This is a genomic window from Roseateles sp., from assembly GCF_047654805.1.
In the GTDB taxonomy this organism is placed as follows: Bacteria; Pseudomonadota; Gammaproteobacteria; order Burkholderiales; family Burkholderiaceae_C; genus Pelomonas.
Genome location: NZ_JASGIV010000001.1, coordinates 2331108 through 2344694 on the forward strand (window position 1 = coordinate 2331108; position 13587 = coordinate 2344694).

Annotated in this window: 10 protein-coding genes; 6 read left to right on the top strand and 4 right to left on the bottom strand. The window is 62.7% G+C overall.

Annotation, left to right across the window (positions count from 1 at the left end):
- Nucleotides 1-21: 21 nt before the first annotated feature.
- The 4 genes from QM732_RS10350 to QM732_RS10365 all read right to left on the bottom strand — a co-directional run bounded on the left by QM732_RS10350 (nucleotide 22) and on the right by QM732_RS10365 (nucleotide 5921).
- Complete coding sequence (locus QM732_RS10350; RefSeq protein WP_415656074.1) at nucleotides 22-393, bottom strand: c-type cytochrome; 372 nt, start codon at nucleotides 391-393, stop codon at nucleotides 22-24.
- A 33-nt stretch (nucleotides 394-426) separates the two neighbouring features.
- Entirely contained in the window at nucleotides 427-2187 is a 1761-nt protein-coding gene (locus QM732_RS10355; RefSeq protein ID WP_415656075.1) for a GMC family oxidoreductase, read from the bottom strand.
- A gap of 8 nt (nucleotides 2188-2195) precedes the next feature.
- Nucleotides 2196-2936 (bottom strand): gluconate 2-dehydrogenase subunit 3 family protein, encoded by a 741-nt coding sequence (locus tag QM732_RS10360; protein WP_415656076.1) that lies wholly within the window; start codon nucleotides 2934-2936, stop codon nucleotides 2196-2198.
- A 129-nt stretch (nucleotides 2937-3065) separates the two neighbouring features.
- Nucleotides 3066-5921, bottom strand: coding sequence for an ATP-binding protein (locus QM732_RS10365; protein WP_415656077.1), 2856 nt, complete (start codon nucleotides 5919-5921; stop codon nucleotides 3066-3068).
- Between the two features lie 156 nt (nucleotides 5922-6077).
- Between QM732_RS10365 and QM732_RS10370 the strand changes: the two genes are divergently transcribed.
- From QM732_RS10370 to QM732_RS10395, 6 genes are all read left to right on the top strand, one after another.
- Nucleotides 6078-7661, top strand: coding sequence for a hypothetical protein (locus tag QM732_RS10370; protein WP_415656078.1), 1584 nt, complete (start codon nucleotides 6078-6080; stop codon nucleotides 7659-7661).
- 19 nt (nucleotides 7662-7680) lie between these two features.
- On the top strand, nucleotides 7681-8763 hold the full coding sequence (locus QM732_RS10375; protein WP_415656079.1) for an HlyD family secretion protein: 1083 nt from the start codon (nucleotides 7681-7683) through the stop codon (nucleotides 8761-8763).
- Complete coding sequence (locus QM732_RS10380; protein ID WP_415656080.1) at nucleotides 8763-10136, top strand: efflux transporter outer membrane subunit; 1374 nt, start codon at nucleotides 8763-8765, stop codon at nucleotides 10134-10136. Before QM732_RS10375 ends, QM732_RS10380 begins: the two co-directional genes overlap by 1 nt.
- On the top strand, nucleotides 10133-11515 hold the full coding sequence (locus tag QM732_RS10385; RefSeq protein WP_415656081.1) for a patatin-like phospholipase family protein: 1383 nt from the start codon (nucleotides 10133-10135) through the stop codon (nucleotides 11513-11515). The genes QM732_RS10380 and QM732_RS10385 overlap by 4 nt, the downstream gene beginning before the upstream one ends.
- 69 nt (nucleotides 11516-11584) lie before the next feature.
- Nucleotides 11585-12256 carry an MgtC/SapB family protein gene (locus tag QM732_RS10390; protein WP_415656082.1) on the top strand — a complete coding sequence of 224 codons (672 nt, stop codon included), beginning with the start codon at nucleotides 11585-11587 and terminating at the stop codon, nucleotides 12254-12256.
- Nucleotides 12257-12362: 106 nt separating this feature from the next.
- Nucleotides 12363-13538 (top strand): hypothetical protein, encoded by a 1176-nt coding sequence (locus QM732_RS10395; RefSeq protein ID WP_415656083.1) that lies wholly within the window; start codon nucleotides 12363-12365, stop codon nucleotides 13536-13538.
- The last annotated feature ends 49 nt before the right edge of the window (nucleotides 13539-13587 follow it).

The following is a 13587-nucleotide window of genomic DNA, read 5'->3' on the forward strand; positions in this document are numbered from 1 at the left end:
CAGCGGCAAGCGCTGCGGCGTTTACTTGAGCGTGGCCAGGTAAGCCACGAGGTTTGCGCGCTGTGCGGCGTCCGGCATGCCCGAGAACGGCATCACGTTGCCGGGCACGACCTTCTGAGGCTCAGCCAGGTAGGCGTCCAGCGTCTTCTCGGTCCAGGTGACGTTCGACGTCTTCATCGCGCGGCTGAACCGGAAGCCAGCTGCCGTGCCCGCCTTGCGGCCGACCAAGTCTTTGAGGCCTGGCCCAACGCCGTTGTTGGCATCAGTGGCATGGCAGGCAATGCACTGTGCGTACAGCGCCTTCCCAGCCGCCACGTCCTGGGCGGCGACCGGCCGATACATCGAGAACAGGGCGAGCGGGAGAGAGAAGAACAGGGTGCGCTTGAGGTTCATGGTGATCTCCAGGTTTGAGGACAGCGAGGGAGTTCAGAACATCCGGGGGCGATCGACGTACCGAGCGATGTCGTCGCCCACGCGGAGCGCGAGAGCCGCGAGCGGGCCAGTCGGGTTGTAGCCACTGTTGTGGGTGAACACCGAAGCGCCGACGACAAACAGGTTCTGCGCATCCCAGTGCTGGAGATGCGGCGACACGACGCTGGTTCCAGGGTCGATGCCCATCACCGTTCCGCCGGTGATGTGGGTGCTTTGATAGACGCGCGTGTCGAAGGGAGCCTTGACTGGGTTCGCAGGGCCTACGATGTCCGCGCCCATGGTGTTGGCGATGTCAGCCATCTTCTGGGTCACGTACTTGGACATCTTGAGCTCGTTGTCCCGCCAGTCGAAGTTCATGCGGAGCAGCGGCTGGCCATAGGCGTCCTTGTAAGTGGGGTCCAGGTCGAGGAAGTTCTCCGTGTGGGGGTAGCAGCTCCCCTGGAGAACCAACGACATGGAGTGCGCGTACCAGTCGGCGTTGGCCTTTTTCCAGGCCGTGCCCCAGCGGGGCGTGCCAGGCGGCACCCGGTGCGTGGTGATGGGGCGGCCACCGAACATGCTTGCGCCGATGCCGCCACCGCCAAGGAAACCCAGACCGGCGTGGTCGAAGTTGTCGTTGTTGAACTCGTCCAGATAGACCTGAGTGCTGCCGGTCGCGAGGAACGGGTTGAACCAGCGGTCCTTCATGAACAGGCTCACGTTGGACATGGTTTGGTAGCAGAAATTCTTCCCAACCACGCCCTTCTTCGACACCGGGTCATACGGCTTGCCAATGCCACTGGTCAGCAGCAGCTTGGTGTTTGTCATCGTGAACGCACCAAGCATGACCACATCGGCAGGCTGGTCGTACTCCTGACCGGTCGTCAGATCCAGGTAGCGGACACCCGTGACGCGCTTCGCCGCCTTGTCGTAGTTGATGCCCAGCACATGGGAGTGCAGTCGCACCTCGAAATTCGCCCGCTGCTTGAGCATCGGGTACAGCAACACCTGGGGCGAGGCCTTCGCATTGGCCTCGCAGATGAAGCGCTCGCAGTGACCGCAGTACTGGCAGGCCCCGAGCTTCTGCCCATCCGGGTTGGTGTACGCGCCCGGCGAGTTGGCCGCGGGCAATGGAAACGGGTGGTAGCCCAGCTTCTCCGTTGCCGCTTTGAACACCATGCCGGCCTCGGTCAGCTCGAGCGGCGGCTGCGGATACTGGCCGTCGCGAGGGGCCTCAAATGGATTGCCACCGGCTTGAAACTGCCCGTTGATGTTCCCGGCGCGGCCCGCGATTCCGAAGAGCTTTTCGAACAGCTCGTGGTACGGCCGCATCTCCGCGTATGTGGTGCCCCAGTCTTGCAGCGGCACATCCTTGGGAATCGCACCCTTCCCGTAGCGGTCCACGTGACGCTTGCGAATCTCGGGGTCGTACTCGGCCCAGCGGAAGAGGTGACCGTTCCAGTGGTTTGCTGCCCCGCCCAACCCTTCGCCAGGAAGGAACGCCTCCATCCAGCGCACAGGAAGCGCGGTCTCGTTGCGGTTGTGCCGTAGGGTGTAGGTCTGGGTTGACCAGTCTTGGATGAGGCCTTGACGCACATCCCAGCGCAACTCATCCCGCTGGGTTGGTAGCGACGAGGCCGCGCTCTTGACGTGGTCCCCTCCCCGCTCGAGCACCAGCACGCTGATGCCTTGGGCAGACAGTTGGCGAGCAGCAAGGCCGGCCGTCAGGCCACCGCCGATGATCACGACGGACTTTCGTTGGAGCTTCTTTGCCATGGTCGTGTTCAGGAGAAGTCAGCGATGGACTTGGGATCTTTCGCACCGGGGAATGGCTTCCCGCGGTACTGGATGACGTCGATGGCGTGCGTCGCCGGCAGACCTGGGTAGCCGACGAGCTTCCAGAAAACCTTCCCCGCGTTCCCGCCATAGATGGGGTCGGCAAAGCAGGCCTGGGTAAACAGCGGGTAGACCAGCTCGTTGAACCAAGCGCCCAGCGGCAGCTCTTCGTGGGTCAGCTTTCCCGCCGAGACCGCCTGCAGGACTGCTTCAGCGTCGGCAGGCGCGAGCGAGTCGAATGCCTTGCCGTACTGCTTCTGGCAGGCTGCATCAACAGCTTCGATGCCGGCAAAGAAGAAGCGCTGCGGCGTCATCGGCAGCTGGTAGCCCATCTCCGCCTTACCCTGCTTCCAGGGACCATTCATGTAGCGGCGCGCCCCACGACCGTAGTCGCCAGCCAACTGCCGGTCGATGAAGACCGCCAGCCCGCAGTCGACGCCAGCTGGCGTGAACTGGTCGGCGGGACACATCGTGTTGACCAGCGTCTCCACGAAGGCAGCCTCGCGCGGGCCGAAGCAGATGTACCCTGGTGCTACGTCGCCAGCTGTAGCCGCCATAGCGGTGTCATCCGCTTGGGCGCGGCATTGGATGGGTGAGACGATGGCTACCCCGCTCGCCACTGCACCCCCAGCGACCTGCTTCAAGAAGCCGCGGCGCGCCGGAATGTCCCCGGAATCGTTGTTGCCCATCGGTGCCTCTCCAGGCGTTGATCTGGCAACGATTCTTCGAGTTAGCCCCCAGAGACGTTAGGGTCTCATGGGCCAACAAATTGACCGTAGCGGCCTCCGCTCAGCCAGCGGCTCTGCTCGTCTTCGAAGCTATTCAATGCTCTCCAAGAACTGGCGAGCCCCTGCTGGCTCCTCGTACTGCAGCCCTTCGCTGAAGCCGGACAAGCCACCTCGGACAGCTTCACGAGCCCCCTCGACGCGTCCGCGCGCCAAGTGCAGCTTCGCTAGGCTGAGTGATGTGCGCAGCACCCAAGATTGAGCAGCTTGACCGTGCGCCATAGCCAACGAGCGCTGCAGGAGCTCTGAGGCTGCCTCATCGCGTTGCATGGCAATCAGCACCTCAGCCTTGACGCGCATCGTCTCAGGCTGCCACCAGCCCGAGCCATGACGCTCGGCACGCTGGACGGCCTCGTCTGCACGTTCCAGTGCAGCGCCAACCCGGCCGGCAGCGAGAAGAAGCAGGGCGAACTCGCTGACAAAGGCTGTGTAGTGAGTCAGCGACCCGCCGCGCCGCAGGTTCAGTAATCCCTCCTGCATAAGGTCGATGCCCTGCTCCAACTCGCCCAGTCTGGCCCTCAACTGACCCTCGAAGCACAGTCCAGCGGCATACATGTTTGCCAGACCGTTCGCCTTCGCGAGCTGCTGCAGCTTCGAGATCGCGAGTTCAGCCCGTTCTAGCCTGCCTAGGCGCAGCGGGATCCCGCAGCCAGCCCAGGTCAACGACATGCACTGCGAGACAGCATGCCCCTCGGCAAGCGCATGTTCGATGCGGTCATCCGCGGCGCGCCACGCTTGCTCCAGGCGCCCCTGCGCCCAATGAGTGTTGGCCATCAAACATCTGGCGGATGTTGCGTGCTCTATCTCCCAGCTGGCAATGTGAGCACGACGAACCGGAGGCAGCCGCCTGTCACAGGCGCTTTGTGCGAACGCCAGCGCGTCCCTGTAGTTCGCCCGAAAGAAGTGCGAGACCCCGGTGAGCCAGTCTGCGGTCGCAAAGGCGATTGGGTCTTGGCTGGCATCCGCCAGGCCGCGGGCCTCATGAGCCATTTGAAGTGAGCCGTCGTAGTCTTCCTTGCGATGCGCGATCCAGGACAGAGCCACCAGAACCTGCAGCTGCCAGTCATAGTCGCCGGCACCATTGGAAAGTTCGCGTGCTCGACGCAATGCGGCAGCAGCTTCCTCGCTGACACCTTCTGTATAGAGCAGGGACAGGCCCAAAGCGCTGTGCAGGAGCATCTCGCCCGCTGGGAACTGCCCGGGCTGCATGAACGCAATCGCTCGACGAGACCATCGCCCCGCCTCGGCCAACAGCGACAGCTCGATCCAGAGCTGGGCGGACCCGGCTGCCAGCTTCACCGCCAGAGCATCGTCACCCGACTCGGAGAAGGCCCAGTGCAACGCGGCACGGATGTTGTCGACATCGGCGACGAAGAGTTCTCGCAGCCGGCCTCCAGGCACATCGCCGTGCCGCTGGAGCTCGCCACCCCAGAACGCTGCATGCTTGCGACTCTGGCTGTCCGTCTCGCCCGCCTCCTCCAGGCGGTCCAGCGTGTAGGCTCGGGTTGTCTGGAGAAGACGGAACCGCGCATCGCAATCGCCGACCTCCACCACGACGAGTGACCTGTCCACGAGTTTGACGACCTCCTCGGCAGCCAGGCCAGCCACTTCTTGCGCAGCTTCTAACGTGAAGCCACCGGCAAAGACAGCGAGACCCCGCAGCCCCTTCTGCTCCTCTGGAGCTAGCAGTCGGTAGCTCCACTCCAGCGCGGCAGTCAATGTCTTGTGCCGCGGCAACGCACTCCGCCGCCCTCCGGTCAGCAGCTTGAGGCGGTCATCCAGCCGCTCGGCGAGCGTGCGAACACCGAGCGCCTCCACGCGAGCAGCTGCCAGCTCGATTGCCAGCGGCATTCCTTCCAGCTTTCTGCAGATGGCACAGGCAAATGGTGCATCGGCATCACTGAGCTCGAAGTCGGGCAGCGCAGCAGTCGCCCGCTCAACAAACAGTTGGACTGCAGAGAAGCCAAGCGCTTCCTTCGAACTCGGCCGCCCGTTCTCCGGCGGCATCTCCAGCGGCGCGATGCGCTTGATCTGCTCGCCCTGAATCCGCAGCGTCTCGCGGCTGGTGATGAGCAGGTGGACATCCGTCGTTCCCCTCAGCAACGCATCGGCCAGGGTGGCAATCGAGTCGATAAGGTGTTCACAGTTATCGAGAACGATGAGTGTGCGACGCTGCTGTAGAGCGGCAATCAATCCGGGCACAGGGTCGTCCGACCGAACCCCGAGCCAAAGAACCTCAGCGAGAGCGCTCGCCACCAGCATGGGATCCTCGACGGCCGCAAGCTCGACCACCCAGACCCCGTGTGGGAAGTGAGGCAGCATCTGATGTGCGACGTTGAGCGACAGCTGGGTCTTCCCAATGCCGGCAGGGCCAATCAGCGATGTCATCCGGTGAGAAGTGACGCTCGCCGCAAGATCAGCAATCAACGCGCTCCGGCCAACAAGGTGGGTCAGCTGCAGCGGGAGGTTGTGCTGCACCGCCTCCGTCCGCACCGCCAACAGCGCGGCACCCCGGTCAACTTCGACCGGCGCAACGAAGCTGTATCCCCGGCCTTGGATGTTGACGATGAAGCGACGACCTGGTCGACCATCACCAAGTGCCTGCCTCAGTGCACCGATATGCACCGTCAGGTTGGCATCTACGACCACCGTGTGCGGCCACACTCGGTCTAACAGCTCCCTTCGCGAGAGCACTTCTCCAGGCTGCTCGAGCAGTACCTGCAGGATGGCGATGGCTCGGCTTCCGAGGCGAATCGGCTGACCTTCCTCAAGAAGGCGCCGAGTTCCGCAGTCAAGGACAAAGGCCCCGAACCGAAAGGCGGTGATACCACGGCAGGTCGTGCCTCCTGGGTCCTGCGGTCCTTCGGCGGCAACGGAATCCAGACGCACAAGAAGCTCCCTGCCCTGATGGCTGCGCACAGGTTACAGCTCGATTGCCGGTGAATTGATGTCTGCGGCCAAGTTGGTAGGGCTTTGACCGGGGATGTCAATTTGTTGTCCGCATTGATGTCACCCGGGTCGGCGGTGCTCCCCAACACTGCCTTCATGAACGCCCCGCCCCAGGCATCGCCAGCCCCCGTCACGCCCGCCCTGCGGCTTGCGCGTGGCGGTACGGGTCTACTGCTTGGCATGACCCAGGGCTTCGGTCTCTACCTGGTAGGCAACAACTTAAGCAGCATCCAGGGCTCATTGGCGGCGACTGCTGCTGAAGCCAGCTGGATGATCACGGCGTACTTCGCAACCGCAATGTCCTCGACGTTGCTGCTGACGAAGATGCGCCTGCACATTGGGCTCAGACCGTTCGCCATCTTCGGCTTGTGGCTCTTCCTCGCGGTTGCCGGGCTCCACCTCTTCGCTGACGAGTTGGTCTCGGCCGTAGCGCTGCGAGCAGCGCTTGGACTGGCCGCGGCTCCCCTCAGCACGCTGGCAATCCTCTACATGCTGGAGGCGATGCCAATGAAGCTCGCGCCCGTGGCGCTGCTACTTGGGTTTGCCAGCCTGCAGCTTCCTGGACCTTTGAGCAGAGTTGTCGCGCCGGATCTGCTCGAAATCGGGCGCTGGCACGGGCTCTTCCTGCTGGATGTCGTACTTGGCGTCTTCAGCCTGGCCGCCATCTACGCGGTGCCCTTGACACCACAAGCACCGAAGCCGGCGTTCAACCGCGGTGACCTTATAGCTTTCCCGCTCTATGCGGCTGGTCTTGCCTTCCTTGGCGTAGTGCTTTCACAAGGCCGGCTCGCCTGGTGGACGGATACACCCTGGCTAGGCATGTGCCTGGTTGCAGCTGTCGTCTGCATCGGCCTGTATGTGTTGATCGACTTGAACCGGCCGCAGCCCCTCTTGGACCTGCGGTGGCTCACGACGCCCTACATGCTCAGGTTCATCGCCGCAGTGCTCCTATTCCGAATGGTGCTCTCGGAGCAGACCGTTGGCGTGGTGGGTCTGATGACAGTCCTCGGGCAATCCAACGAGCAGATGAGGACGCTGTTCGCGCTGGCCAGCGGGGGAATGCTTTTCGGCTTCCTCCTGGCCATCGTCATCGCAGCCAAGCAAGGCATGCACCTGCTGAGCGTCCTTGCCATCGCCCTGGTCCTCGCTGTGTCATGGGCTGACAGCGATGCGACGTCGGTGAGCCGGCCCGAGCAGTTCTACCTCACCCAGACCTTCCTGGCGCTGGCACTCGCCCTCTTCTTCGCTGCGGCGCTCTTGCTCGGGTTCGGCCCAGTCATGCAGGACGGTGGTCGCCAGATCGTCAGCTTCTTGGCCGCCTTCAGCGGGGCACAGTATCTCGGCAGCCTGATGGGCACAGCGTGGATCAACACCCTGGTCGCTGAGCGACAGACGTTGCATTTCTCTGCGCTGGCGCAGCACCTCGCCATAGGCGACCCCATGGTTGCGCAACGGATCGCCCAGCTCACTGGCTCCGTTGCCAGATGGATTGGAGATCCCGCGGCACGCGGACGCCAAGGCTTGACGCTTCTGAATCAGCAGGTCACCCGCGAGTCTTTTGTGCTTGCCTACAACGACGTCTTCATCCAAACGGCTGGGCTGGCCACCTTGATGCTTGTATGGCTCTCGGTGCTGGCCTGGCGTGGCATCCGCAAGCAGCGCGCGCTGGCGGCCAGCTGATTCCAACGAGAACTACCTCATGGCTCGCTTCCTGAACCGTACGAACTTCTTCGTCCTCATTGCTGTGGTGGTGGGCGTTCTCCTCGCCCTCTACGCCTGGCGCCTTCCACCCTTCAACAACGGGGTGGAGAGCACCGAGAACGCCTACGTTCGTGGCAGCGTGACCGTCATCGCGCCGAAGGTGGATGGATACGTCATGGAGGTGTTCATCCAAGACTTCGCAGAGGTGAAGGCTGGTCAGGTCCTCGTTCGCTTGGATGACAGGAACTACAAGGCTAGGCTTGCGCAGGCTGAAGCGACGTTGGCTACCCAGAAGGCAAACCTGGCCAACGTCGTACAGGCACGTCACGTCCGTGAAGCAGGCATCACCAATGCGCAGGCGCAGCTTGCCGGCGCCCAAGCCCAACAATTCAACGCGTCAGCGCAGCTCGCCAGGTCGAGAGCCGACGAGAAGCGCTCCCAGGCTTTGGTGACGGACGGTTCAGTTTCCCAGCGAGAGCACGATCAAACGGAGAGCGGCCTGCGCCAGGCGGAAGCAGCCCAACGTCAAGCCGATGCGGTTGCCCAGCAAGCTCGTGCCGCCATCAATGCTGCCCAGCAGGAACTTCGTGCGGTCAACGTAAACGAGAAGGCCATCGAGGCAGCAATCGAAGGTGCAAAGGCAGCCGTCCGGCTGGCGGAAATTGACCTGGAGAACACCCAGATCAAGGCACCGCGCGCGGGCCACGTGGGCGAGGTCGGGGTGAAGCTCGGGCAATACGTGACGCCCGGCACCCAGTTGGTGGCACTAGTGCCTGACCAGGTCTGGGTGGTAGCCAACTTCAAGGAGGCACAGGCTGCCAACATGGTTCCGGGGCAGCCCGCCCTGCTCCGCGTGGACGGCTTGGGTAACGCCGAGCTCAAAGGCCATGTTGAGCGCCTGTCTCCCGCCATGGGGTCGGAGTTCAGCGTCATTCGAGCCGACAACGCCACCGGCAACTTCACGAAGATTCCCCAGCGCCTACCGGTTCGCATCGTCGTCGATGCAAATGAGCCTCGCGCCAATGACCTGCGTCCTGGCATGTCGGTGGTCGCCGAGGTCGACACGCGGGCGAAGAAGTGATGCGCTACGGAACTGCCAGCCTCTTGGCGGGGCTCGTCCTCGCAGGGTGCGCCCACAAGCCTGCGACACCGCCCATAACAGCCCTTAAACCGCCGGCCGAATGGCGACACGCCGCTGGCTCAACGGCTGTTCAGGCCTCCTGGTGGGAAGGCTTCGGAGACCCGTTCCTCACCCGGCTGGTCGAGGACGCCCTCGCGAACAACCACGACCTTCGCCAGGCGGCAGCGCGGTTGGCCGAGGCGCACGCGATGGCCGCGGCACAGCGTGCCAGCTTCTGGCCGACCTTGGACTTCGGCGCAGGGGCTGTGCGCTCGAGGAGCATCAGTGACGTCACGCTCAAGCCGTACCTCTCAACCGGGCATCAGGAGCTATTCCAAGCGTCCTATGAGGTTGACCTCTGGGGGCGTATCAACTCCTTGAGCGAAGCTGCAGACGCCGGCGAAGAGGCTGTTCGTGCGGCGCGGGATGCCACCGCCCTCGGCGTTGCTGCCAGCGTGGCGCAAACATACATTGGCCTGCTGGAGCTGGATGCCCAGCAAGACCTTGCTCGCCGAACACTGGCATCTCGCGAGCGAACGCTCGAGTTGACGAGGCAACGCCGCGAGAGGGGGCATGCCAACGCGTTGGAATTGGCCCAGGCCGAAGCCGAGCTGCACGGGACTGCGCAATCGTTGCCCCAGATCGCCCGTGCTTTAGAACGCCAGGAAGCGGCGATGAACCTGCTGCTGGGGCGCCCCGCTGGGCCTATCCCGCGAGGAAAGCTGGCCGACCTGCGAGCCCGCGGCGTGCCGGACACCGGACTTCCATCTGAGCTGCTCCGCCGGCGCCCTGACCTCGCGGTCGCTGAGTGGCAGTTGGCGGCCAGCGACGCCCAGCTTGCAGCAGCCCGGACCCAGTGGCTACCTTCGCTGCGTCTCAACGCGAGTCTTGGCCGGACTGGTGCCAGCGTCCTCCGTGGCGATCCGTTCACCATATGGAGCATCGGCGGGAGCATCCTGGCGCCAATCTTCAATGGCGGCCGCATCCGTGCACTGACGGAAGCCAGTTCTGCTCGCCGAGACCAAGCACTCATCGGCTACGAACGAGCCGTGCTCGGCGCTTGGTCCGAAGTCGAGACACAACTAGAAGGCCACGTACGTCAGAAGGAACAGCTTGAGCAAGCTGAATCCCAACGGGCGGCGGTAGCGGAGTCTCTGCGCATCGCCATTCGGCGCCATCAAGAGGGCTACTCGTCGTACCTTGACGAGCTGCTGGCGCAGCGCTCCTTGTTCGCTGTTGAGCAAGGCCTGCTGCAGCTTCAGTCGGGGCTGCTGCAGAACGAAGTTGCCATCTATCGCTCACTGGGCGGAGGCTGGTCCGCTTCCCCGCCATGAGGCCCTTGGCGTGGGCGCTCGCCGCTGCCCTTGCGCTGACCGGGTGCTCAACCGCCCACTACGCCGTCAACCCGGAACTCAAGAAGGTCGATGGCCGCAGCGGCTACCGGCTGCAGCGCTTCGTTGCTCTGAATCCGGACGACAGCCTGATGTTGCACGTCTCCTTCTCTGGAGGCGGTCTCCGTGCAGCCACGCTTGGGCTTGGCGTGCTGGACGAACTTCGAGACACCCGCATCAAGTGGGAGGGTGTCGAGGAGCGCCTCTTCGACCAGATCGACATCGTCATGGGCCTTTCCGGGGGAAGCATGCTGACGGCTGCTCTGGCCATGGGAGGCGAGGAAGGCCTCGCGCGGTTCGAGGAAGCGCTGCTGCAGGGGTCACCCCAGTCCGACTTCGTTCACGGCTTGATGAAGCCATCGAACTTGTGGCGGCTCTCATCCAGAAACTTCGGCCGCACGGACGCCCTGGAGCGATTCCTCGACGACCGGCTCTTCCACGGCGCTACGTTTGAGGACCTGGCCAGATCCCCAAAGAAGCCCTTCGCCGTCATCTACGCGTCGGACATGGTTACCGGCGCACGGTTCGAGTTCGTCCAAGAACAGTTTGACTTCCTCTGCAGCGACCTAGGCGGGGTCCACTTGGCCCGAGCAGTCGCGGCGTCGAGCGCTGTCCCGCTCGTTCTGAGCCCGGTCACGCTGTGGAACTACTCCAGCAAGGCCGCAGACAAGGGGTGCGGCGAGCCACAACTCCACACGGCCGCACAGCTCACCCAGCGCACCAGTAGGCGCCTGGTCGAGCTGGAAGCCTACCGCGAGCATGACGACAGCGGACTACGTCGACCGTTCATCCATCTCATCGACGGTGGCCTGGCGGACAACGTCGGTGCGCGCGGCCCCACTGACTACATCGGGCAGTTCGGCGGGATCATCCACGGAGCTCGTTTCGCTGGCTATCACCGCGTGAGGCGAGTCATCTTCATCGTGGTCAACGCTGAAACCAGCGCGAGAACACCGGAAGACGCCAGCCCCCACGTACCAGGCCCCCTTCGGACGGCCTTGGCGCTGGCCGACATTCCCATCAACCGCAACTCAGACATCGCACTGAACCAGATGCGCTCCATGCAGCAAGCCTGGCGAGACGAGGTCCGCGAGGCTCAGGCACGTGGCGATGCTGCGCCGTTTGAGAAGGACATCCAGTTCCACCTCATCGAGGTTTCGCTGGAAGCGCCGGGAGATCCACTCCTGACCGAGAAGCTGCGCAGCATCCCGACCAATCTTGCGCTCTCGCCGGAAGACATCGCGCTGCTGCGTGAGCACGGCCGACGACGGCTTCGCCAGTCGCCCGAGTTCGCGGCAATGGTCGAAGGCCTGAAGAACTGAACTTTACCGGGGACGATGATGGGGATGGTGACGGCCTGGTTGGGCCCGTGGCTGGGCATGCTCCTGGACATGAGCATCGCGATGCTGCTCGGGTGGGTCATCGGCTACGAGCGATTCTTCAGCGGAAGGGCCGCCGGCAGCCAGGTCTACTGCATCGTTTGCGCGACGGCCGCAGCCATCAACCTCCTAGCGGGACACCCTGAGCTCTGGTACGGCGGCGGAGGCCAGCACACCGACGCTGGCGACCCGACACGCGTGACCAACGCCATCATGACGGGCATCGGCTTCCTCGGCGCCGGGATCATCGTCCAGACAGGGTTGAACGTTCGAGGGCTGACCACCGCAGCGTCAATCTGGGGCTCTGCGGCCATTGGCATCCTCGTAGGCGTAGGCTTCTACCTGCCAGCGTTCGGGCTGACAGCCATCTTTGTCGCCGCTACAGAGCTGGTCCCGCGTCTTGAGCGCAAGCTTCCGTCGAGAACCTCAATATCCGGCACGTTCGTCTTCCGGGAGGGCTACAAGCCTCGAGCGGAGGCCGTCCAGCGCTACCTAGAGACACGCGGGCTGCGCATCCCCGGCGAGAGCATCATGATTGGCTACAAGCACGGGCGTTTCGAGCTCCAGTGCATGATCCTTGCGCTCAACTCGCCGAGGGCGGAAGCAATCAGCAAGATTGCCAGCGAGCTGGTTGACCTGCCGGAGATGGAGTCATTCCACATCACGCCCTCAAGCCGAACCTGAGCTCGCCGTATCGCCCGACTTCGAACACGATCTGAGTAGCAGTACTAGCATCACACCGAACCGCTTTCCGCTAGGCTCATTCGCACCATGGCAGGGGGAGAGATGGATGGGGAAAAACATCCTGAAGATTGGGGAGGCTACTGAGAATGGTTATGTTGTAGCGGAGCTCTTAGGTCAAGGACCCGCAGGTGTCGTGTTCATTGCGGAGGGCGACCATCTCCGTTGGATCTACTACAAGAACAAGGGCGTTCTCCCTGACTACTTACGCCTCGTAGTAGCAAAGTTTGACGGCGTCTTAGCTGACATCAAGGCAATAAAGACCCCAGTCCCTGAAAAGCGCTATCTCTATGAACTCCTCGGCAAGACCTTGTACTCAGCCTTTGCAGCCGAGGTTCCGATCAACCTAGAGACGCTTTTTTCGGATGTCGAACGGCGCAGTAGTTCCCTGACTTCGAAGTTGGAAGGTCCTAGCGGCTCCAGATCCGCTCTGTCTGCGGACCTGGTGGTGATCTGTGCACTGCATGCGCCTGAACTTGAGTCAGTTCTTGACCTGGCCGCCACTTCATCTGTGCTCAGAATCAAGGGGGATCCGCAGACGTATCACACGGCGGAGTGGGTAACCAACAAGGGCACACGTCTCAAGGTCGTCCTTGCAGCACCGAACCAAATGGGACTCACCGCGTCTGGCGTCTTGGCCGCCAAGATGATCATGCAGTTTCAGCCAAAGATGGTGGCTATGGCGGGCATTGCTGCTGGTACGCGACGTGGAAAACAAGGGTTTGGAGACGTCATCGCACCTGAGCACACGTTTGACCTCGGCGACGGAAAGTCGGTTGACTCAGGTCATTCCACAGATATCCACCCCAGTCCGAAGCCTCTATCTGTCCACCCTCGTCTTCTCGGCCGGCTGAAGGAGTGGCAGCGAACTCGCTTCAAGCTGGACGACATCAAATCTGCGTGGCCCGCAAACACGCCAGCATCTTCTCTTAGCCTACACACCGGTCCACTATTCTCCGTTCCTACCGTTCAGAACACGATGCAGACGGTAAAGAAAGCCCTGAGCCAATGGAGAAAGCTTTCTGGCCTAGAAATGGAGGCCCACGCCATCCATCGTGCATGTACCGACACGATCGATCCTCCACCTATGTTCCTATGCGCAAAGTCAATCTGTGATTTTGCGAAAGGCAAGGGAGACGAATGGCAGCACTATGCGTCATTCACGTCCGCAAGATTCATTCACGCGTTTGTGACTTGTGAATGGGAAGACGTAACGACGCCTTAGACCCGCAGCCGAGCTATCGCTGCGGCGAACGGATCATCTCTGCAGCATC